Below are 23,558 nucleotides of genomic sequence, written 5' to 3' on the forward strand. Positions count from 1 at the left end.
ATTGATACCTTTATCAATGATTATCTGTTTAATTTAGCAGTACGGCAGCATTTTTTACTGATAGAGTGCTTCAGTCTATGCTGGCCATCCATAATTTCAGTGCAAACGCCATAAATAACAGTCCGATGCTGGCTACTGCACCCGCAGCAAGTCGCTGATAATGACGAAACCATTTAACCAATGACAATCCGCTGAAAATAAGCATGCTCAGATAAGTCATACTGCATAACTGCAGAATGATTGCCAGCAGCAGAAAGCTGATTGCAGGATAAGCGTAATGCGGATCAACAAACTGGACAAAGAAAGCCAAAAAAAACAGTATGGCTTTCGGATTTAACAAGCTCAACAACAGTGCATGCTGAAATACATAGCGTGCTGATGGCGAGGGTTCCGTACTGGTTGATTCATACAATGATTCTCTGAAAGCCGTGGCAGCCTGCCGACGGTGGTGCCATTGTCTGAGTGCAGAACGTAATAGCTGACACCCCAAATAAAACAAATACACACCACCAACCAGCTTCAGCAACATAAACAAGACAGGAATGGTTTTAATGATGGACGCTGCACCGGTAGCTGAAAGCAGCATAAGCACGCTGTCGCCTAAAAATATACCGGCGACGGCACAATATGCTGTTCTCACGCCATATTTTCCAGCCATGGCCAAACAATACATTGAATTAGGACCAGGAAGCAAAATGATGGCAACAGCACCAACTATGTACGTTCCCAGCTCAGTAATACCAAACACGGGTGTTCCTGTCTATTTATGCTAATTATCAATATTGTAGTGAATAAAATTAAATTATTTGCTCTGTCTGGCTGTCTGCATTTGTTCGATAAAACGGTCGAATAAGTAGGAAACATCATGCGGTCCGGGGCTTGCTTCAGGATGCCCCTGAAAAGAAAACGCCGGCTGGTTAATCAGGCTGATGCCCTGTAGGGAACCATCAAACAATGATTTATGGGTAATGCGAACATTGTCCGGTAAGGTAGCAGCATCTACTTCGAAGCCATGGTTCTGGCTAGTAATCACTACACGCCCTGTATCCATATCTTGTACAGGATGGTTGGCACCATGATGACCAAAAGGCATTTTACGCGTCTGAGCACCCAGTGCCAGGCCAAGTAGCTGATGTCCCAAACAAATACCAAATAGCGGCAGTTTATGAACCAATATCTCTTGCACCGCATTGATCGCATAATCACAGGGCTCTGGGTCGCCGGGGCCATTAGAGAGAAATACGCCATCCGGATTCAGCGCCAGCACCTCTGCTGCCGGTGTGGTTGCAGGTACAACAGTTAATCGGCAGCCACGTTCACTCAACATGCGCAGGATATTAGTTTTAACCCCAAAATCATAAGCAACCACATGAAACTTAGCTGCCGGCGGCTGTGTAAAACCCTGTCCAAGCTGCCATTCTCCCTGTGTAAATTCATACTGAGTAGTGCAGCTTACTTGTTGTGCTAAATCTTTACCTGCCATGCTGCCGAAAGTTCGTGCTAGCTCCAGTGCTTGGTCAATGCTGGTATCATTACCAGTTATAATACAGCCGGCTTGAGTACCTTTATCACGCAGCAAACGAGTAAGACGACGTGTATCAATATCTGCAATTGCCACAGTGTTATGACGTATTAAATAATCAGCCAAACTTTCTTCAGCACGGAAATTACTGTGCAGAAGAGGTAAATCACGAACAATCAAACCAGCAGCATAAATTTGTTTGCTTTCTGTATCTTCACTGTTCACACCGGTATTACCAATATGCGGATAAGTGAGCGTTACCATCTGCTGAGTATAAGACGGGTCAGTGAGAATTTCCTGATAGCCAGTCATGCTGGTGTTGAAGACAACTTCACCAACTGCCTGCCCTGCTGCACCAATGCTGACACCATGAAATACGGAACCATCAGCCAACACCAAAATTGCGTTTGTAGTCATGGATGAGTCCTTTGGTTTAATCAGACTGTTGCCATAGCGACAGTCAGTTTTTATGGGTAATGAATTGTGCTTTCCTTTACCATTTGCAGGCAAAAAAAAACACGCCACTTCACGCAAAAATACGTGAGCTACGTGCTTGAATATGACAGCAGAATCTGCTTCTTACACTGCCATGAAAGCAATGCATTTTAGCTAATCCTTCCTGCTTTGGCAATGCAGGTATCAATAATAAAAGAGAAAATATTTATTAAGTTGCCGGACAGCCCGAAAGCTGTCCTTTACACGAGTATCAAATCTTACAACAATTTGTCAGCGAACATGGTAATTCGGTGCTTCTTTGGTAATCTGTACATCATGTACATGCGATTCGCTCATACCAGCGGCGGTAATTTCCACAAATTCCGCTTTCTCATGCATATCATGGATGGTTTTACATCCTAGATAACCCATGCTTGAACGTAATCCACCTACCAATTGATGGATAATCTGGCTGATAGGCCCTTTATAAGGAACTCGCCCTTCTATACCTTCCGGCACATATTTGTCAGCACTGGATACATTATCTTGAAAATAGCGGTCAGAAGAACCCTGACTCATAGCACCCATTGAACCCATACCGCGGTAAGATTTATAAGAGCGTCCTTGATACAGCTCTATCTCACCAGGGGCTTCTTCAGTACCGGCAAACATACCACCAAGCATCACAGACGATGCTCCAGCAGCTAGAGCTTTGGCCAAATCACCAGAAAAACGGATACCACCATCTGCAATTAGCGGCACTCCCGTTCCGGCCAGCGCAGTGGCCACATTATGAATAGCTGTCAATTGCGGCACACCCACACCGGCTACAATGCGTGTGGTACAGATAGAACCGGGGCCAATACCTACTTTTACCGCATCCGCTCCTGCTGCCACGAGATCGCGGGCAGCGGCAGCGGTGGCAATATTACCACCGATAACATCTACTTCTGGATAATGCTCTTTTACCCAGCGTACACGCTCAATCACGCCTTGGCTGTGGCCATGGGCAGTATCCACCACCAGTACATCAACACCGGCCTGTACCAGAGCTGCTACGCGCTCTTCTGTATCATGACCTACGCCTACAGCCGCACCGACACGCAAACGGCCTTCACTGTCTTTATTAGCATTAGGAAAAGCAGTATTTTTCAGAATATCTTTAACAGTAATCAGACCTTTTAATTCCCAGTCAGCATTAACCACCAGTACACGTTCGATTTTATGCGTGTGCATTAATTCACGTGCATCATTGATGCTGGTGGTTTCACTGACTGTAACCAGACGCTCACGCGGTGTCATGATGCTGGCTACTTTTTGTTGTAGATTGCGTTCAAAGCGCAAATCACGGTTGGTGACCAGTCCGACTACTTTACCGTTTTCCAATACCGGTAAACTAGATACTTTATATTTACGACCAGGGCCGATTAAATCCCCTATCAACGTGTCTGGACTGATAGTAACAGGGTCTTTAACCACGCCACTTTCATAACGTTTTACATTAGCAACAGCGCGTGCCTGCCGTTCCGGGCTCATGTTTTTATGAATAATGCCAATTCCGCCTTCCTGTGCCATAGAAATAGCCAGTTTAGCTTCTGTTACCGTATCCATTGCCGCAGAAACAAGTGGCAGATTCAGGCTAATATGACGGGTAAGAGGGGTTTTAAGTATAACGTCGCGCGGCAGTACTTCAGAATGAGCAGGTACGAGTAGCACGTCGTCAAAAGTGTAAGCTTTTTCGACTATACGCATTTTAGGGCTTCTTTATTTGAAGAAAGAGGAAGATTCAGATGGAAGAACTGGCGTGCAATTTTAACAAATCCGCGACATACTGGCAAAATATACTTTTACACATTCTGTACAATCTGGTGTATTGGTAATCAAAAAGTTTTTTTATCGTATAATAGTCAAAACATATATTTTCAAACGCGAAGGAAAAGTAAACATGCGTCACAAAATACTGAAAATGTCTCTGGCAGTAGTACTGATGGGCAGCACGATAATGGCAGGTGCGGTAGAAGTTTACACCTGGCGCGATAAGAAAGGTGTGAATGAATATTCAGACGCACCAGTACAACTGACTCCGGCCAAAACCCAGCGTTTTAATGTACGCACACAAGTTGCCACCCCACTGGCTGCACCGCAGCCCAGCGCTCAGGCTGGTTCAGACACCTTAACTGAACAACAAGCACAACTGAATCGCAAAATTGAAGAACAAAATAAAAAAACCGATGAACAGAATAAGAAAATTGAAGCACAAAATAAGAAAAATCGTGAATCTGCCTGTAAAACAGCACAGATGAATCGGAAAATGGCCGACAGCCTACGTACCAACAACCGCGACGCGCTGATACAGCGATATGATGAAGATGTGCGTCTGAATTGTAATTAATTTTTTACTCTTGACTATTTCACTCATCATCCATAAGTTGTGTATGCAGCTTATGGACTTTTTTTATGGCTGCACAGTTGCTAACCTGAATGAATCACCACCATGACCGAAATTGCTGACACTTCATCTAGTTCTGAAGACAAAAATAAATTCGATATAGCCCTGTTTCTAAAAAACCTGCCATTGGTGCCGGGGGTATATCGCATGTTGGATATTCATGACAAAGTATTATATGTTGGCAAAGCAGTAAATTTGAAACGCCGCGTGAGCAGTTATTTTCAAAAAACCGACCTGTCCCCGCGCATTCAGCTCATGGTAAAACAGGTAGCACGAATAGAGGTCACGGCTACTCATTCGGAAACCGAAGCATTGATACTGGAAAACAATTTTATTAAAGCTTTGTCTCCCAAATACAATATCTTATTCCGCGATGATAAAAGCTACCCCTACCTGATGCTTACCGGTCACCGTTTTCCGCAAATGGCTTATTATCGCGGTAATCTGAAAAAACCAAACCAATACTTTGGTCCCTATCCAAATGGCTACGCGGTCAGAAACAGTATCCAAACTTTACAAAAGGTTTTCCGGCTGCGTACCTGTGAAGATAGCGTATTTGAACATCGTGACCGTGCTTGTCTTCTATATCAAATCAAACGATGTTCCGGCCCTTGTGTCGGCCATATCAGTGTAGAAGACTACCAGAGTAGCGTTAAAGCTGCTGTTAGCTTTTTACAAGGCAAGACCCGAGAATTAACAGCCACACTGCATGAAAAAATGCAGCAGGCTGCTCAGCAACTGGATTTTGAAACAGCGGCGCAAGTACGAGATCAAATTCAAGCATTAGGGCTGATGCAATCCCAGCAATTTATTGACAGCAAGCAAGCTAATCAGAATGATATTGATATACTTGCCCTATCTGAAGAAAACGATATTGTTTGTATCCATTGGGTAAGTATTCGCGGTGGCCGTCATGTTGGGGATAAAAATTTTTTCCCAGATACACGCTTTCGTGTCACTGAAAAGCTCAATCATTACGGTGAAGCCTTTGTAGCTCAACATTATTTAGGTAAAAACAAACCAGATATAATAATCAGTAACTTTCAATTACCTAAAAGTTTATGTGATGCACTGAATGCAGAAAACAGCCGGCAAATTCAGTTTATACATAATACTGTCGGAGAAAGGCGTGTTTGGTTGCAGATGGCGGAACGTAATGCACAGATGGCCATTGAACAATATCGGTTGCAACAGCATAGCCAACAACACCGTATTGAAGCCCTAGCACAATTACTGGATATGGATGCAGAAAGTCTGAATCGCATTGAATGTTTTGATATCAGCCATACACAGGGGGAAGCTACAATTGCATCTTGTGTAGTATATGAGGATGAGGCTATGCAGCCAGCTAAATACCGCCGCTATAATATTACTACAGCAAAAGCCGGTGATGATTATGCAGCTATGCGAGAAGTATTAACCCGTCGCTATGGACGGCTTGCTGATAATGATGACAGCATTGGCGCTTGGCCAGATTTGGTACTGATTGATGGCGGTAAAGGTCAGGTACATATGGCTCTAGATGTGTGGCAGGAACTGGGTATTCATATTCCGATTGTAGGTATCGCCAAAGGTCCAGAACGCAAAGCCGGTCTCGAAGAACTTATCATTCCACATCAACAGCGCAATATACGTGTAGAACCACATAATCCAGCACTGCATTTATTGCAGACAGTACGTGACGAGTCACATCGTTTTGCCATCACAGGCCATCGCCAAAAACGAGCCAAAGCCAGAGTTACTTCTTCACTAAACAATATTCCCGGTATCGGCAGCAAACGCAGACAAGCCCTTTTAACAAGGTTTGGTGGGTTGCGTGGCGTAGTAGCTGCAAGCGTGCATGACTTAAGCCAAACAGAAGGAATCAGTCAGGCACTGGCTGAAAAAATTTATGCTGCCCTACATTAATACAAGCATATAACTTAGTATAGATTTAAATTACATAAATAATTAAGTACTTTTAATTAATAGCCTAATATAGAAATATTGCAAAACACAGAAACCGTTACTGATCAGCAATTTAAATTTATTATTTTTTTCGTTAACCATATTGCTTGGTTAGATATGAATAAATTGGTTTCTGTGTCTTTCTGAACCATGGGATTGATTACTTATTTATCTTTATTTATTGCTGATATACAGTTGAGAATTTTTGCAAATTAGGCAATTTTCAAAATTATAATAATGCATATAAATCCTGAATCAATACCAGCATTTATCCTAAAATATTATCTAATAAATGCTTTTAATCAATCAAAATGATTACTAGCTTAAACAAAAAATCACTTCGTTGTATGGAAGTGATTTGTGTGAACTAAATGTATAGATTCAAAAGAAAAAATATTTTAAATACCCACTTTGCCTTCTTCATCTCTTTTCTTAAATACTTCTTTAGCTACATTAACTGCATTTAGTACTCTAGGAAAACCCACATATGGTAAAGCTTGAATGAAAGTTTCAATGATTTCTTCTCGAGTCAGGCCCACATTCAAAGAACTATTGATATGAAAGTGTAATTGCGGTACTGTATCGCCTTGCGTAAGCAAGCTAGTGATAGTAATCATTTCTCTTTGTTTTAAATCCAGAACCCCACGTTCATAGATATCACCAAAAGCAAATTCAATGATATATTTACCTACATCTTCATACAGACCTGCTAATGAATCAATCACAGCCTGACCACCGATTTCATCCACTTTTGCCAGATTTTTTAAACCTGTTTCAAAACGATTTAATTCAGCCATTTTGTTTCCCTTTTAAGTTTTGATTACAGATTTAGGATAAATGCTGGAGTTCACTCCACGTCAACACCATTTTTTTAGTAATTTGAAAATTTCAAAATATAATAACGATTACATAAAGTAATTAAAATATAGATAACTAATATGCAATATTCAATTGGTCAATTTTCAAAATTGTGTGGTCTATCCATTGATACACTTCGCTTTTACGAAAAACAAGGATTAATATTTTCAACTAGAGATCAAAATAATCGCCGTGTATATACGGAAAAAGATATTAATTGGGTAAAGTTTATCCTTAGACTGAAAAAAACTGATATGAGTATAAAAAAAATGCAGGAATATGCTAGGTTGCGCTATCAGGGAAATAAAACCATACCACAAAGACTAGTTCTCCTCTTTGAGCAATTGGATTCTTTACATCTAGAGCAGGATAAACTCAATGAAAACATTAAATTTATTGAACATAAAATTAAAAGTTATCTCGAGTTGACCAAATAAAACTAAAGACTGTAAATTCTGAATTTTAAAAAGGTTAATAATGTAGTAAAAAAACTGCTACTAAAAATGGAAATTAACAAACACGATAACATCTCAACTAAGGAGGATACTTTTTATTAAAAATGATACTGTATATCCAGAATGGCACATAATAAATATACATATATCATAAAGTACCGAGCCATTATTTTGGTTGACTGACTGGAAATGTTAAAAGCTTATACAAATAGTCGGATGCGGATTGCTGGCCGTAATGGTCAGGTACATATGCCACTGGATGAGGGACAGAAACTCAGTATTTGAATACTAATTGTCAGCATTTTTATAAAGTACCCAAAAGTAAAACCATTTTGCCACGATACTCACACATTAACAGTGCAATATCCTCGATGAATCGCGCTATTCGACTCTACATGTATATTACAGACAATGCATAACAATCTTATCAAATATTCGCCATTGCCTAAACGAGCTAAAGCCAAGTTGCTACATTTTGGCGGTCTGTTTAGAGTATGTATCCATTGCACAAGATTGAAGTTAGACTGAGATAACAACAAGCATTAGCTGATAACTTTATATAGCTTTACATTAAAACATACTTGTAAATATAATTACTTTTTCTAGTTATATTCGTAATAGATAATTATGCCCAAAAATATATTAACCTTTTTTAACAAAGGAAAACTAGCTAAACAATTACTGATTTCACTTGCTAGTTATACTGTTTTTATTATTGGTATTTTGGGATGGTATTTTTTCGATACTTGTGATCAGGCCGGTTCTTGTGCGTTTATTGCTGTATGCGCACTAATATGCTTTTTTGTTTACCTCATTATTATTAATGTCAGTATTTTCAAAGCTATTTTTTTTCATTCAGAAATGAATCCATCGCCCTCTTTAAAAACATTATCGGTGGGTCTGATTCTGTCTGTCATCCTGCTTTTCTCGTCTTGGTATGGTGGAAAATATCTAATAATCTGGTCAGGCTTTGAAATCAGCCCAGATTCAGTAGCAATATTAGTTTTTACAGCTATCCTTTTCTTTTTCTTATGCACTAGTATCAGTTCTTTTATGCTATTTCTAGCCAAACTTGCTAATAATATTTATCTGCACATTACACATAAATGTCTGCCTCACTAAACTAAAACATACAGCCTTCCTAATTTTATTTGTTACCAACAACCCTATAGTTAATCAACAATAAACATACTATATAAATCCTATAATAGATTGAATTAAGACAATATACTGAATATAAACCTTTAATGCATAATATTAAAAATTTAATGCTAAATAATTTGAAATTATAATATTTTATATTAGATATTGCTTAATATAATTTTAGTTATATAATGTATTACCTTTTCTTGAAAACATAACTTCAGACTTGTTTGAATCTAGAGAAGGGAAAAAAATTACAAAGGAGAAAATAGAATGTATTCTATTGATTACAATAGTTACCGCTCTGTTGGCGGTTTTAACCAGCGCGTGCGCTTTCTAGTATTACACTATACGGCAGAAAATTTTGCAGATTCTGTAAAATCTTTGAGTGGCTCAGCTACCAGTATTCATTATTTAATACCTGATGATACTGAACTCAGCTATCAAGCAGCGGGCTTTAATGAAATGCGGATTTTTAATCTAGTCTCAGAAACAGACCGTGCATGGCATGCAGGAGTTAGTAGCTGGCAAGGGCGTAATAATCTTAACGATACATCAATTGGGATCGAAATAGTTAATTTAGCTACTGATAATAACGGCATTTTTACTTTTCCACCTTATAAGCTGAATCAGTTTAAAGCGATCAAAGAGCTTTGTTTGAACATTCTGCAGCGTTATCCGGATATCAGTCCAACTAATGTTGTTGGTCACTCTGATATTGCACCTCAACGTAAAAGCGACCCCGGGGCAGCTTTCCCATGGAAAGAACTGTATGAAGCCGGTATCGGTGCATGGTACGAGACCAAAACAAAATTACATTTCGAAACTCGGTTCAGAAAACAAGGTATTCCAGACAATTCAGAAGTGTTAAAACAGTTAAGCCGCTATGGCTATGATATTACCGGAGCAGATACCAATGCAGAACAGTTCAGTAAGTTAATCCGGGCTTTCCAGCTTCACTTTCGTCCCAAAAAATATGACGGAAAACTAGACTTTGAAACAGCAGCTATTTTATATGCACTGGTAAATAAATATTTACCTGCACAATAAACTATTGCCGTATAGAAAAAGACGTTAAAAGCAATTATTTTTCTTCCACGAACCGCTAAATATGGTTCGTGGTTTTTTTCAATAATCCTGCAACTTTTCTAAATTCTAATCCCTACTTTACAAGCGTGTTACCGATAATACGCCTTTGACATCACTTAAATTACTCAACACGCGCGGTAAATCATTTACCTGATGTACTTCAACAGTAAAACGCAACTGAGCTTCAAGATCACGTGAAAGGGTTTGTACAGCGGTAACATTAAGACGGTTCCGTGCCAGTGTTTCTGAAATATCACGCAATAGCCCACTGCGATCACGTGCACGAATTTCAATATCGATAGCAAAGACCTGATTAGCTGAATCATTGGCCCAAGAAGCAGGTAATACCTTATCAGGTGAAATTTGCGCCAGATACTGAAATGAAGAGCAGTTACTGCGATGAATGGAGATACCCCGTTCACGAGTAACGAAACCGATAATGTCATCTCCAAAGGCTGGTTTGCAGCATTTGGCGAGCGTGGTATAGAGCCCAGCCTCACCATCCACCAGCACACCACCAAAATTGTTTTTAATTTTACTGCGTTTGACCAGATGATTTTCTGTAACCGGTGTTTCCGGTTTTTCCATCATGGTATCAACCGCTTTCTGAATCATGCGGCCGGATACCTCTCCATGCCCCATAGCCAGATATAAATCATCTACACTGCTAAATCCAAGCGCTTCCGCCAATTTATGCGTGTTGGGCTGTACCTGTAGTTTAACCAGCTGCTTTTCCAGTGCTGTACGACCGGATTCGCGTATCGATTCTCCATTCTGCTGACGGATAAACGCCCTGATTTTGCTGATAGCTTTATTGCTCTTCACCCATCCGTCATGCAACCAGTTTACAGAGGGCTTACCTTCACGTGCAGTGATGATTTCCACGCGTTGGCCATTTTCAAGCGGTGTGGATAAAGGCACAATCTGTCCGTCTACTTTTGCGCCCCGGCAGCGGTTACCGATGTCGGTATGCAAAGCATAGGCAAAATCAATCGGGGTAGCACCGGCAGGTAAAGAAAATACTTTGCCATGCGGCGACAGCACATAAATGGTATCGTTAAAGAGTTCTGTTTGAAATGCACGAGACAAGTCTTCACGATCGTTGCCGTTTTCGGCTAAATTTTCACGCCAATCGAGTAGCTGACGCAGCCAGGCAATTTTGTGCTCGTAAGCCTCATTGCCTTTACCACCCTCTTTATAGCGCCAGTGTGCAGCCACGCCGAATTCGGCATAGCGATGCATATCAAAAGTACGTATCTGGATTTCCACCCCTTTGTCTTCCGGCCCCACCACAACAGTATGCAGGCTCTGATAATCATTGGGTTTGGGATGGGCAATATAATCATCAAACTCGCCCGGAATCGGCTGCCACAGGCTGTGTACGATACCCAGCGTTGCATAACAGTCGGCTACAGTATCGACTAGAATACGCACAGCACGAATATCATACAATCCGTCAAAACTTAGTTTCTTCTTTACCATTTTGCGGTAAATAGAATAGATATGTTTCGGCCGGCCCGCTACTTCAAAATGCATATTCAGGCGACTAAGCTGTTGTCTAAGGGTATCTACAAAGTGCTCAATATAATCCAGCCGCTCAGTGCGCTTTTCATCTAGCAAACGTGCAATTTTTTTGTATTCGTCTGGATTCTGATAACGGAAGCTTAAATCTTCAAGCTGCCATTTCAGTTGCCATACACCAAGCCGATTGGCCAGTGGGGCAAATACGGTCATGGTCTCCTTGGCCACAGCCTTTTTCAACGCTTCATCGGTTACCTTGCTCAGATAATTCATGGTCTGCGCACGCATTGCCAGCTTAATCAGCACCACGCGAATATCAGATACCATTGCAAGCAGCATCTGGCGCATGGCTTCTGCCTGCTGCTGGCGCTCTTCCGTTGTAGCCAGCGGGCTGATACTGACAAAATAGGTTAGCTTCTGCACCTGATACAAACCTGCCACCAGTTGCATTACACTCTCACCACACTGCTCTTTTACGATGGTTTTCCAGTCAGTCACGTAGTTGGGCAGACAACTTAGTAAAGTAGCGGCCACTGCATCGGCCATTAAATCCATATCCGCTACGCTTTTGGCGGCTATCATCAGATTACTGCACAAGTTTTCACCACAAAAGGTAACTGCATTCTGCGGATAACCACTATCCATCAAAGCCTGAGCATGCCGTAGCATTGTCGCCATAGCTGGAGGCAAAGTGGCAATATATTCATCCAGCCAAACACATGGCGCATGGGCGGGTGTGGCGAGAATAGTATCAGGCGTGCTAACCATGTTATCAACCTGTTGATTTGTGTAAATTATGCTGGCAATTGTACCAAAAGCCACAAGTTTCTGCTTCAGTATGGGCTGTAGAAAAACTCGAATAGTGCTATTATGCGCACCTTTCGCATACACTATATGCAGATAACCTCGCTCGTCCTGCGTTTATAGCTTTCGCATATAGTCTTTATTTTTAAAGGATTTATAATGCAGACTCACCCTGAAGTCATAGGTGTTGAAGCGCTGGCTGCAAAAATTCGCAAAATTCCAAACTGGCCGCAGGAAGGAATTTTATTTCATGACATTACACCGGTATTGCAAAGTCCGCAGTATTTCCGCCTACTGGTTGATTTAATGGTCTATCGTTATATGGATCAGAAAATTGACGTAGTAGCCGGTCTGGATGCACGAGGATTTATTATCGGTGCAGCATTAGCTTACCAGCTTAATGTTGGGTTTGTTCCCATCAGAAAAAAAGGCAAATTACCTTTCACAACGATTGCTGAAAGTTATGAACTGGAATACGGCCATGCTACTATTGAAATGCATACAGATGCTGTAAAACCCGGTACTCGAGTACTGCTGGTTGATGATCTGGTAGCTACCGGCGGCACCATGACGGCAGGTGCCAAACTCATTCGCAAACTAGGTGCAGAAGTTGTTGAGGCTGCAGCCATAATCGAATTCACTGATTTACCTGGTGGAAAAAGAATTCGCAATGAAGGTGTTCCACTATTTACCTTGTATCAGAATTCAGGTTCTGTGGAGCAATAAATTTTTAAGCCAGTTTTACTGAGATGCAAAAAAGCAGAGATAAATATCTCTGCTTTTTTATTGGTATATGATCAATCAGTTAATCTCAAGTACAGGCATGGTTTTTACTAACTCATCCACTGCTTTAACCTGAGCCAAAAATGGTTCCAGCATGTCTAGCGGCAAGGCACTCGGACCATCACAACGCGCTTTATCTGGATCAGGATGAGCTTCAAGAAATAATCCAGCCAGCCGCGTGGCCATACCGGCCAGAGCCAAATCCAGCACTTGGCTGCGACGACCACCAGAAGCGGCTGCATCTGCCTGCCGTTGCTGCAACGCATGGGTAACATCAAATATAATCGGCAAATCGTCACAGACTTTTTTCATCACCCCAAAGCCCAGCATATCTACCACCAGATTGTCATAGCCGAAGTTGCTGCCTCGTTCACACAGAATCAGCTGCTGATTGCCCGCTTCGTAGAATTTATCAACAATATTCTTCATCTGGTGCGGACTCAAAAACTGCGGCTTTTTGATATTCACCACCTTACCCGTCTGCGCCAGTGCCACCACCAAATCAGTCTGGCGAGCAAGAAATGCCGGCAACTGCAAAACATCTGCCACTTCTGCTACCGGTGCAGCTTGATACGGTTCATGTACATCCGTAATTACTGGAACACCAAATTCTTGTTTTACCGCGGTAAAAATTTTCATACCTTCATCCAAACCCACACCACGGTAGGAATGAATCGAAGAACGATTGGCTTTATCAAATGATGCCTTGAACACCAGAGGAATGCCCAGTTTCCGAGTTACCTCAACATAATGCGCACAAGTACGCAAAGTCAAATCCAGATTTTCCAGTACATTCAGGCCACCAAACAGCACCAGTGGCAAATCATTGGCTACTGAAATATTACCAACATGAACAATCTTGGTCACAATCAATCCTCACTCAGGTTCCGGTACGTGGACATCAGTGCCCAGACCAGCATAAACCCGCATTCTACAAAATAGTTTGCTCAGCGTACAAATCTCATTAACCGCGATAATCGTTAACTTGATTCAAACTTACCATACAAAAATAATGTTAATTTTACGTTTTCATAACATCGCCACCGTTTTCAGTATAGGTTTGACTACTATTTTCGCGCTACAATAGCTAAAATAACAGGCCAGTAATCACCCGACATACCTTTTATCTTTAGAAAACGCCGCACTAAACATAACCCTACAGGATTAATCTTGATATATATCTCGCAGAAACGCCTGCACGGGCTGCTACAGAGTATATTGCTCACCACCCTTACCTCAATGGTATGGGCGGCCAGTCTGCCAGCAGACAGCGATGATATAGAAGACGACATTCCACCACCGAAAACCGGCTTACTGCACCGATTACTGCATCCGCACCAGTATCGCGAAGAACACAAGCATCAACCGCCGAAAACTCCGCGGGTACCTGTCACTATTGATGTCAATAATTCTGCGCTGCAAAAATTAATTACAGACCATCTGCCACTGATTACTCAGCAATTGATCGAAGACCTTGATGATGAGCAGCTTGGATTTTTGGCGGAGGAAGCACCTCAGCAAACGCAGACCATGCTTGAAACAGAGGGATATTTCAATGCAAAAGTCAATCTCGAAAAACAAAGAGATGGCTATCTGATACATATCGACCCTGGCCCCCGTACTCAAATTGAAAATGTCAATATTTCGTTGAGCGGCAACGTTACAGCAGATGACGACCTGACCAATTACTACAAAAGCGCCGTTGACAACTGGGTACTACCAGTTGGTGACCCTTTTACTCAGAGCAACTGGTCAGCCAGCAAATCTTCGGTACTCTCCGCCATCGTGCGTAAAAAATATCCATTGGCCACCATCAGTGCCAGCCGCGCCACTATTGACCCGCAAAAAAATTTGGCTGACCTTTCACTTACTGTAGACAGCAAACAGCCTATCTATTTCGGCGATATACAGGTAAGCGGCAACGAGCGCTATCCTGTGTCTATTGTTACCGGAATGGCCGGTTTCGGCCCCGGATCACCTTATGATCTGGACAAACTGCTTGATTATCAACAAGCGTTGGAACAAGACAGCCATTATGGCAATGCCGTGGTCAGTGCCGATTTTGACCACATGGTAAATGACCGCGTACCTGTACTGGTAAAAGTAAGCGAAATGCGTCGTCAGAAACTGACCTTTGGTTTACGTTACGACACCAAAAATGGTCCCGGATTCCGCGGTGGCTATGACCATTACAATGTGTTCCATAAAGGCTTTGTCGGCTCCACCTTGCTAGATACCGACCGCTACGAAACCACCTTTGGTTTTGGCCTGAGCCAGCCGCGCAACAGCCGTGGCCATTACTGGACCAGTAATCTCAACTATACTTATTCTACCGTACAGCATCTGGAAAGCCGTGCCCTGTCTAGCGGTATCTGGAAAGTACGAGACCGCAATGGCATAGACTCCCGTATTGGCATTGAATATATTACTGAAAGCAGCAAAATTGAAGATGGCCCCGAGCTTGGTCATAGCTATGCCACTATGCTGACCGCTTCTTGGAAGCGTCAGAATATTCAGACCCAGCTAAGGCCAGCCAATGGCTATTATCTGGAAGGGAAAATCGGTACTACACTGGGAAAACTATTGGCATCCGCTTCCATGCAGCGGGTAACGGCCAGCGGTGGCTATTACTACACACCGGAAAACAAAAAATACGGCACATGGGTGTTACGCAGTCAAATTGGCTATGTGCATACCGGTGATGCTGTCAATGTCCCTTCCATTCTCATGTTTCGTGCCGGTGGTGCCGGTAGCGTTAGAGGCTATGAGCTCGATAGCATTGGTATCAAAAGCTCACATAGTTCCGTATTACCTAACCGTACACTGGCCGTAGCCAGCGTGGAATACCAAATTCCGGTGTACAAAGATTTTGCTCTGGCTCTATTTCACGATGCCGGTTCAGTGTCCAAAAATTTCAGCGACATGCAATGGCGTCATGGCTCTGGTTTAGGCGTACGCTGGTTTAGCCCCGTTGCCCCTTTTGCCTTCGACATCGCCTACGGCCATCATGATAAAAAATGGCGCTGGTCTATCAGTTTGGGAACAAAATTCTAATGGCTGAAACCATACTTCACTCAGGCGAAACTTCAGCCATACCCGAAACCACTCCACAGCCACCGCGCAATCCACGTTGGAAAAGCTGGCTAAAAGCCAGCCTATTCACCCTGCTTGGCCTCATAATCATCATCATCGCCTTAGTGTGCTGGCTGGTCGGCACCGAATCCGGTCTTCGCTTCAGCGTTCATACCGTACCTAAATGGTTTGGTGTACACATCAGCACCCAAAAACTGAACGGCACAATTTGGCAAGGCTTTGCCGGTTCAGACATCCATGTCAGCCATCGCGATTTTGATTTAACCATTGATAAACTCCAGCTAAACTGGAACAACCGCGAATTATGGCAACGACGATTTCACGTGCGGCTGTTAGATGTTGGCAAAATCAACTACACCGACCACAGCGTCCCCACCCCGAAACCAGTTCCCACACTACCCAATAGCATCAATCTGCCTTTACAAATTCAAATTGATAGCATCCAGCTTGGCAACTTCACTCTCGGCAAAAAACAGACTCCGGTTTTGCTCAATAGTCAGGCCAGCTATACATATGATTACCGCAAGCATCAGCTTGTCCTCAACCAACTGAATACTCCATGGCAGAACCTTCAAGGCAATATTGCCATTGCTACTCAAACACCGTTTGCACTGAACGGACAACTAAATGGCAACGGCACGCTGGATAAAACCGCTGTAGAAAGTGCCGCCTTGATTAAAGGCAGCCTACAACAGCCCGACCTATTTGCCCGTCTGGATGGCGGAGATATCCATTTTCGCACTCATGCCATTCTCAGACCTTACGCCTTACAACTCAATCGTAAAATAGTCAGCTTCAACCTACAAAGCCGCCATATCAATCCTGCTGCCTTTAGCAGCAGCCTTCCTTTTGCTGATCTTAATCTCAACTTAGACCTAACTCCCGTTAAAAACAGCCAGAACCAACTGGCCGGCCACATCAAACTGGGTAACGAACAGCCACGTGCCTATAATGATGCTAAAAGCTCCGGTTTACCTATCCGCAGTATTGAAGGCGATATCAACATCGACAGCAATGGCAAGCTTCAGTTACCAGCCCTGACCACACGCCTGCTTCGGCAAGGGCAAATCATCACCCGCGGCAGCATAGACAGCGCTGCTAAACAGCTGGACATCAATAGCCAGTTGTTACGAATCTATGCAGATGACGCTTTGACTACACCATTGCCTGGTTCGCTCAATGGACACATCCGCGTATCTGGCAGCTTCAACGGCTTAAATACCCAATGGCTGCTGTCCAGCGAAAAAGGCAGCAGCGATGGTTCCATTCAAATCATTACCGATGAACAAAAACATCAACAGACCTTGATACTCGACAAACTGAACCTCACCCCGAATAAAGGTGGTAGCTTTAGTGCCAAAGGCAGCCTAGCACTGTATCAAAATCAAGCCCTGCAACTGGCTATAAACAGCAATAATTTCAACCCGTCCAAAGTCAACTCCAGCTTTCCTGCCGGCAGCATCAACGGCCATATCAACGTCAGCGGTCAGCTGGCACAGCAACCGGCCATTCAAGCAGACATGCTGTGGCACAACAGCATACTCTCTGGAGCAGCACTTTCCGGCAAAGCCATAATCCGCTATCGCAACCAGCATCTGGAGCAAGCCAACATCAATCTCAACGCTGGCCACAACCGTATACTCACCAATGGCAGCTTCGGCAAAACCGGCGATAAACTCAATCTTGATATCAACGCTCCTGATATCGGTCTTTTTGGATTCGGCCTCAAAGGCCTACTCAACACCAAAGGCTTTATTGCAGGTGAACCGAAAAAAATTACCGCCAACCTTAGCGGTGCAGCCCGCAACCTACAAATCGCAAAACTGCTTAACATCAGCCAGCTGGATTTCAAAATTATTGGTTCTCCCGATATTACCCAGCCATTACAGCTAAACATGGCTGCAGACCACATATACATAGCCGGTAGCAACGGAAGCAAACCAACTACAATCAACAACACCGACATCAAAATTAACGGCCGCGGCAACCAGCATCAGCTACAAGGCAACAGCAGTCTGTCACTCGATGGCAAATCCTATCATCTAAGCATTAATGCCCATGGCGGAATGGATAAAAATTATCAGTGGCGAGGCCGTGTCAACGCACTAGATATCAACGGTGCCCTCAATCTCAAACTGCTCAGCCCCATTCAACTTGAAGCCGGAGCTCAACGCGTCAATATGCAGAACGCACGTTGGGCGGCACTGGGTGGCAGCCTCAGCCTCAGCAACCTCAATTGGGACAAAAACAAAGGACTGATTACCCGCGGCACTGCCAGCAATCTCGCTTTGCGCGAGTTGCACAGCATCGTTGAATTGCCCGTCGAACAAAACCTGATAATCGGTGGCGACTGGAATTTCAGCTATAGCCGCAACATGCAGGGCTATCTGAAACTGTATCAGCAGGGCGGCGACATCATTCTACCGCAGCACCAGCAGAAACTGGGTCTGCAAAATGTCCGACTCGATACCCGTTTCCAGAATGGTCACATCGATAACCACCTCAGCGGCCTCACCCGCTATGGCACCACCGATGCCCTACTCATCATTACCCCTGCCGCCAACGGACAAATTAGTAATGCGCCCATCAGCGGCCATATTAAAATAGACAGTCCTGATCTCAGTAGCGTACGCAATCTACTGCCCATTGGCATGCAACTCAATGGTAGCATGCACACCAACGCAACCATCAGTGGCCATCTGAACGAACCATTACTAAACGGCACACTCATCGGCAACAACCTTTATTATCGTGATCAGTCTAATGGCACAATTCTCGAAAATGGCAGTCTTAGAAGTCATTTTCAGGGTCGTCGCTGGCTTATAGACAGCCTCACCTTCGCCCGCCGCGACGGTACTATCAAACTTAATGGTGTCGTTGACATGACCAAACTTACTCCAGATATTAACGTCACCGCCCATTTTGACCACTACAACATCTTTGACCAGATAAACCGCCGTCTTACCCTCAGCGGCAATACGCAGCTGCTGTATACCATCGCCCATGGCATCGTCCTGAATGGCAAACTCAAAGTAGACAAAGGTTTATTCGGCATGCAGAAATCCGGCATGCCACAACTTGATGACGACGTAGTTGTTCTAGGCCGTGAAAAAACCACCGAGCAGCAGCGCGCCACACCCATTCGTCTTAATCTGGATTTAGATATGAACAATGCCTTCAGATTCAGCGGCGAAGGATTAGATGTTTTACTAGGTGGTCAGCTCAACGCCAGCGCCAATCCCGGTAGCACCATCCAGATTGTCGGCACTGTGAATGTTGTGCGCGGACAGTACAAAGCCTACGGACAAGATCTGGTCATTCAGCATGGCAGCACCATTTCCTTCGTCGGTCCGATGGACAACCCCAACCTGAAAATCCGTGCCAAACGCCGATATTCTCAGGTAGGAGCAGGAGTTGAAGCACTGGGTCGCCTCGACAGCCCACGTATCAACCTTATCGCCAACGAAGCCATGAGCGAAAAAGACAAACTGTCATGGCTGATACTCAACCGTCCCAGCAGCGGCAGCGCCGGCGATGAAGCAGCCATTGCCGCAGCTGCCAGCGCATGGCTGGCTGGCGGTCTCAACGATAAACTTGGCCTGCTGGATGAAATTGGCCTAACCAGCCAGCAAACCCGCAATAGCCAAACGGGCGAAATGAATCCGGCCGAACAAGCCATTACCATTGGCAAACATCTTTCCAACAACCTATATATTAGTTATCTTTACGGAATAGAAAGTGCTACACAAACAGTTAGCATTACCTATCAGATCAGCCGAGCTCTGCAAAGCATCATACGTGTAGGAACAGGATCTGCAGGTGGCGAAATCCGATATACACGACGTTTTGATTAATTATTAACTTAAATTAAAGTTAAATTTATGCCGAAAATTAAACTGCTTACTTAGCATCGAATTGCGTTATCCATCAAAAATTATAGTATATTAATATAACTCTTAAAGTTTATTTCAAGGGCACATTATTAATTATGTTAAAGAGACTAGATTTACATAATCAAGATAAAAATTTTTGGATTGGGACCTTAATAAGCGCTATGTTGAGTATAGTAGCCATATATTATGCTACTTATTATTACAGAGTTTATATACATGGTATAGAAACCTCAGCCACTGTAGAAACCGTTTATAAATATCAAAAAAAGGGGACAGATTATTATGAATTAACAGCCAAATATCTCGATAAAAACAATAATGTTGTTATTAGCAAAGATATTAAAACCTGGATTAATGTACACGAAGGAGAGAAAATCAAAATTCTTTATAATAGATATTCTCCTGAAATTGCAGATATAAAAGACAACGATCTAACTAAAACAAATTTATGGTTTTATTTTGCTAGCGCTATTTTCATTAGTTGCTGCACTGCATCTGTATACAGGCAAAACAAACAAAATCATAATTAGTTTCTACAAACATTCAAATATAAACATTAAGCCTCAGTAAACACAAGAATAAAAGAACTATAATCCCATATCACTAAAATATTAAATTTTAAAAGCTAATCTATAGCAAGAGCAAAATTAAATAAAATATCCTATTGATATAAAATTATCTCAAATATTTACAAAAATCACCATGGCTTATAATTACGTATTTATATACTAGTTAAATATTCTGTCTAAGCCAAACCTACTAGCCAAACAGAATATTTATGAACTAATCATAGCCCGATAGTCAAAAAGCCGCCTACTTTAAAATTGATTTAAACCGGTTATCTAGCGCCAGCCGCCCGCCACCAGCCATAAAGAGAAACAAAAAAATAAAACAATATAATACTGCCTGCTCCCCATTATTTAACTGAGGAGTAAGTAAAGTATGCAAACCAGCAGCCCGCGTATGAAAAAACAAATAAGCTACCGCCATCTGCCCACACAGAACAAAAGCAGCTGGCCGCACAAACAAACCCAATAGCAACAAAACACTGCCCGTTAATTCCAGAACACCGGCCGCTCCCATCAGCGAAAACAGTGGCACAGACCCACGACCGTCAGTCATGGATAACGGCCACTGCCAAAATTTTGCTGTAGCATGCTGAATATATAAAAAAGCCGTAACCAGACGCAACACAGTCAAAGCATAACCATTAAAATCAGTATCCATTGTTTTCGTATTAATCATGGCCACTCCATTACTCATTTATTGAAAAGATAACGACAGTGTATTGAATTTACCATTGAGAAACGATATCATTTTTATAGAATAATTATTTCCTGTAAAGAAACCAAATGGACACCTTACAAAGCATGTGGGTATTTCGCTATGTCGTCGAACTTGGCAGCTTTACCAAAGCGGCTGAATTCATGGATATTTCCACAGCCATGGCGAGTAAGCACTTACATCATCTTGAAAAAAGCATCCAGGCCAAACTGCTCAACCGCACCAGCCGCCGCATCAGCCTCACTGAAGCCGGTCAAGAATACTATCATCGTTGTGTAGAAGCACTAGATACCCTTTCCGAAGCAAAACACATCGCACAGGCTGGTACCATCAAACCTCAGGGACTACTTAAAATCACCGCTCCCAACTGGTGTGCCTCTCGTCATTTCGGAGAACTGCTAGCAGAATATCGGCGCCAATATCCCGAAGTCAGCTTATCTATTAATCTAGACAGCCGCCGCGCCGATTTAGTAGCCGAAGGAATAGACCTTGCACTGCGAGTAACCAATAATCCTGAACCTAATCTCATCGTCAAACCCATCACCAAAATCGATTTTCTATGGGTTGCCAGCCCGCAATACCTGAAAAAATATGGTACGCCACATACCATGGCCGACCTCAAACAGCACTATGGGCTACTTCCCCAATACGTACATCTCGACCTACCCCTGATACCGGCTTGTACAAGCAACAGTGCCCTGCTCATCCATCAAATGGCACTCAATCATATGGGACTGGCCTATTTACCAGAGTGGATGGTTAAAGAAGACATCGAAAATCAGCGCCTTCAAACCATTGATCACATTGCCTGCCCTGAAAGCCACACCCTGTATGCCGCCTACATGAATCGCGAATTTCTCAGTGCCAAAGTACGCAGCTTTATCGATTTTCTGGCACAGAAATTTGCACATGAAAAAAACCACTAACATTTACATACAAAGGGGAAACAATATGATTAAAAACGACCAAGCCATCAGCTTTCTACAGCAGCTTTTTCAGTACACCGTCCAAGAAGCCAGCCCAATAAATAAAATGAAAGCATGGTTACCAGCACAAAAACCTACGGGCAAAGTAATAGTAGTCGGTGCCGGCAAAGCTGCCGCCGCCATGGCTGCCGAGTGGGAAAGAATCTGGCCAGAAAACTATCCACTCCTATCCGGAGTGGTTGTAACCCGTTATGGACATAGTGTACCTACCAAACACATTCGAGTACTGGAAGCCAGCCATCCTCTACCGGATTCCGCTGGGCAGGCAGCTGCCGAAGCATTACTGCAAGCTGTAAGAGGACTAAACGCTAAAGATCAGGTCTATTATTTAGTATCAGGTGGTGCTTCCGCGTTGACCACATTACCGATTGCCGGTATCTCACTGAAAGACAAACAAAACATTAACCACCAACTGCTTACTCACGGCGTTCCTATCGAAGCCATGAATACCCTGCGCAAACATCTGTCACGCATAAAGGGCGGGCGCCTTGCAGAAGCAGCCGCTCCAGCTCACATCACCACACTGGCTATTTCCGATGTGGTTGGCGACGACATCAGCACCATCGGCTCGGGTGCCGCCGTAGCCGATCCCACCACAGTTGCCGATATAAAACAAATCGTCACCCAATATCAGCTCGAACTGCCGCCAAGCGTAGCCACCTATCTCAATTCACCCACAGCAGAAACCCCCAAAAAGCTGGACAACAGTAGCGCTCATATCATCATCACCCCGCATCAGGCATTTAGCGCAGCACAAAAACAGGCACAGAATCAGGGTATCGACGTACTCTATCTGGGCGACCGCATAGGCGGTGAAGCACGCGAAGTAGCTCAGGTAATGGCCGGCATTGCCCAGTATCATCGCCAGCAGCCACATAGAAAACCGCTGTTAATTCTCAGTGGCGGAGAAACCACTGTAACCCTCAAACATCAAGGACGCGGCGGACGCAACAGCGAATTCCTGCTTGCACTGGCTATTGCACTGAATGGCGCCTCCGGTATCTACGCATTGGCCGCTGATACCGATGGAATTGATGGCAGCGAGGACAACGCCGGCGCATGGCTCACTCCTGAGAGTCTGCACGATGCGCGAAAAATCGGCCTCAATCCCAATGAATTGTTGCAACAGCACCGAGCTTATGATTTTTTTGCCGCCACCAAACAATTACTGATTACCACCCCTACCCGCACCAACATCAACGACTTCCGCGCCATACTCATACTCTAAAAAATAAATTCAGACAAAATTTAGCCCGCTTCAGCATCGATTTAATAATAATTAATTAATAATCAATC

18 protein-coding genes are annotated in these 23,558 nt (G+C 43.4%); 11 read left to right on the top strand and 7 right to left on the bottom strand.

The features are described 5' to 3' along the window. Positions 1-70 precede the first annotated feature (70 nt). The 3 genes from leuE to guaB all read right to left on the bottom strand — a co-directional run bounded on the left by leuE (position 71) and on the right by guaB (position 3,709). Positions 71-748, bottom strand: a complete 678-nt coding sequence (gene leuE / locus BHC43_RS05305) for a leucine efflux protein LeuE (RefSeq protein WP_100151944.1) — start codon at positions 746-748, stop codon at positions 71-73. Positions 749-802: 54 nt separating this feature from the next. After that, positions 803-1,939, bottom strand: coding sequence for a glutamine-hydrolyzing carbamoyl-phosphate synthase small subunit (gene carA / locus BHC43_RS05310; protein WP_100156730.1), 1,137 nt, complete (start codon positions 1,937-1,939; stop codon positions 803-805). Between the two features lie 309 nt (positions 1,940-2,248). Beyond that, positions 2,249-3,709 (bottom strand): IMP dehydrogenase, encoded by a 1,461-nt coding sequence (gene guaB / locus BHC43_RS05315; RefSeq protein ID WP_100141211.1) that lies wholly within the window; start codon positions 3,707-3,709, stop codon positions 2,249-2,251. A gap of 193 nt (positions 3,710-3,902) precedes the next feature. On the opposite strand from guaB, the gene BHC43_RS05320 reads away from it, so the two are divergent. Beyond that, positions 3,903-4,349 carry a DUF4124 domain-containing protein gene (locus tag BHC43_RS05320; protein ID WP_100141210.1) on the top strand — a complete coding sequence of 149 codons (447 nt, stop codon included), beginning with the start codon at positions 3,903-3,905 and terminating at the stop codon, positions 4,347-4,349. Positions 4,350-4,451: 102 nt separating this feature from the next. Beyond that, positions 4,452-6,314: an excinuclease ABC subunit UvrC gene (uvrC, locus tag BHC43_RS05325; protein WP_100156731.1), complete on the top strand. Its 1,863-nt coding sequence runs from the start codon at positions 4,452-4,454 to the stop codon at positions 6,312-6,314. Between the two features lie 437 nt (positions 6,315-6,751). Here uvrC and BHC43_RS05330 read toward each other — a convergent pair whose 3' ends face one another. Further along, positions 6,752-7,150: a carboxymuconolactone decarboxylase family protein gene (locus BHC43_RS05330; RefSeq protein ID WP_100156732.1), complete on the bottom strand. Its 399-nt coding sequence runs from the start codon at positions 7,148-7,150 to the stop codon at positions 6,752-6,754. 141 nt (positions 7,151-7,291) lie between these two features. On the opposite strand from BHC43_RS05330, the gene BHC43_RS05335 reads away from it, so the two are divergent. From BHC43_RS05335 to BHC43_RS05345, 3 genes are all read left to right on the top strand, one after another. Continuing rightward, positions 7,292-7,648, top strand: a complete 357-nt coding sequence (locus BHC43_RS05335) for a MerR family transcriptional regulator (RefSeq protein ID WP_100156733.1) — start codon at positions 7,292-7,294, stop codon at positions 7,646-7,648. A gap of 645 nt (positions 7,649-8,293) precedes the next feature. Beyond that, the gene (locus BHC43_RS05340) at positions 8,294-8,788 is read left to right on the top strand and encodes a hypothetical protein (protein ID WP_100156734.1); all 495 of its coding nucleotides are present in this window, start codon (positions 8,294-8,296) and stop codon (positions 8,786-8,788) included. 294 nt (positions 8,789-9,082) lie between these two features. Continuing rightward, positions 9,083-9,859, top strand: coding sequence for an N-acetylmuramoyl-L-alanine amidase (locus tag BHC43_RS05345; protein WP_100156735.1), 777 nt, complete (start codon positions 9,083-9,085; stop codon positions 9,857-9,859). Between the two features lie 117 nt (positions 9,860-9,976). Here the strand turns inward: BHC43_RS05345 and BHC43_RS05350 are convergent, their stop codons facing one another. Beyond that, the gene (locus BHC43_RS05350) at positions 9,977-12,187 is read right to left on the bottom strand and encodes a RelA/SpoT family protein (RefSeq protein WP_100151957.1); all 2,211 of its coding nucleotides are present in this window, start codon (positions 12,185-12,187) and stop codon (positions 9,977-9,979) included. A 195-nt stretch (positions 12,188-12,382) separates the two neighbouring features. Here BHC43_RS05350 and BHC43_RS05355 point away from each other — a divergent pair, with 195 nt between their 5' ends. Continuing rightward, positions 12,383-12,949, top strand: coding sequence for an adenine phosphoribosyltransferase (locus BHC43_RS05355; protein ID WP_100141203.1), 567 nt, complete (start codon positions 12,383-12,385; stop codon positions 12,947-12,949). A 75-nt stretch (positions 12,950-13,024) separates the two neighbouring features. Here BHC43_RS05355 and kdsA read toward each other — a convergent pair whose 3' ends face one another. Beyond that, complete coding sequence (gene kdsA, locus BHC43_RS05360; protein ID WP_100156740.1) at positions 13,025-13,864, bottom strand: 3-deoxy-8-phosphooctulonate synthase; 840 nt, start codon at positions 13,862-13,864, stop codon at positions 13,025-13,027. 312 nt (positions 13,865-14,176) lie between these two features. On the opposite strand from kdsA, the gene BHC43_RS05365 reads away from it, so the two are divergent. The 3 genes from BHC43_RS05365 (at position 14,177) to BHC43_RS05375 (ending at position 20,522) form a co-directional block, all read left to right on the top strand. Next, complete coding sequence (locus BHC43_RS05365; RefSeq protein WP_257377990.1) at positions 14,177-16,060, top strand: autotransporter assembly complex protein TamA; 1,884 nt, start codon at positions 14,177-14,179, stop codon at positions 16,058-16,060. Further along, positions 16,060-19,953, top strand: coding sequence for a translocation/assembly module TamB domain-containing protein (locus tag BHC43_RS05370; RefSeq protein ID WP_100156736.1), 3,894 nt, complete (start codon positions 16,060-16,062; stop codon positions 19,951-19,953). The genes BHC43_RS05365 and BHC43_RS05370 overlap by 1 nt, the downstream gene beginning before the upstream one ends. A 134-nt stretch (positions 19,954-20,087) precedes the next feature. After that, positions 20,088-20,522, top strand: a complete 435-nt coding sequence (locus BHC43_RS05375) for a DUF3592 domain-containing protein (RefSeq protein WP_100156737.1) — start codon at positions 20,088-20,090, stop codon at positions 20,520-20,522. 283 nt (positions 20,523-20,805) lie between these two features. Here the strand turns inward: BHC43_RS05375 and BHC43_RS05380 are convergent, their stop codons facing one another. Continuing rightward, positions 20,806-21,237 (bottom strand): DoxX family protein, encoded by a 432-nt coding sequence (locus tag BHC43_RS05380; RefSeq protein ID WP_218966469.1) that lies wholly within the window; start codon positions 21,235-21,237, stop codon positions 20,806-20,808. Positions 21,238-21,344: 107 nt separating this feature from the next. Here BHC43_RS05380 and BHC43_RS05385 point away from each other — a divergent pair, with 107 nt between their 5' ends. Beyond that, positions 21,345-22,202: a LysR family transcriptional regulator gene (locus BHC43_RS05385; protein WP_100151936.1), complete on the top strand. Its 858-nt coding sequence runs from the start codon at positions 21,345-21,347 to the stop codon at positions 22,200-22,202. Between the two features lie 25 nt (positions 22,203-22,227). Further along, on the top strand, positions 22,228-23,490 hold the full coding sequence (locus BHC43_RS05390) for a glycerate kinase type-2 family protein (protein WP_100156738.1): 1,263 nt from the start codon (positions 22,228-22,230) through the stop codon (positions 23,488-23,490). The last annotated feature ends 68 nt before the right edge of the window (positions 23,491-23,558 follow it).

Origin of the sequence: Snodgrassella alvi (assembly GCF_002777855.1) — a bacterium.
Classification (GTDB): domain Bacteria; phylum Pseudomonadota; class Gammaproteobacteria; order Burkholderiales; family Neisseriaceae; genus Snodgrassella; species Snodgrassella alvi_E.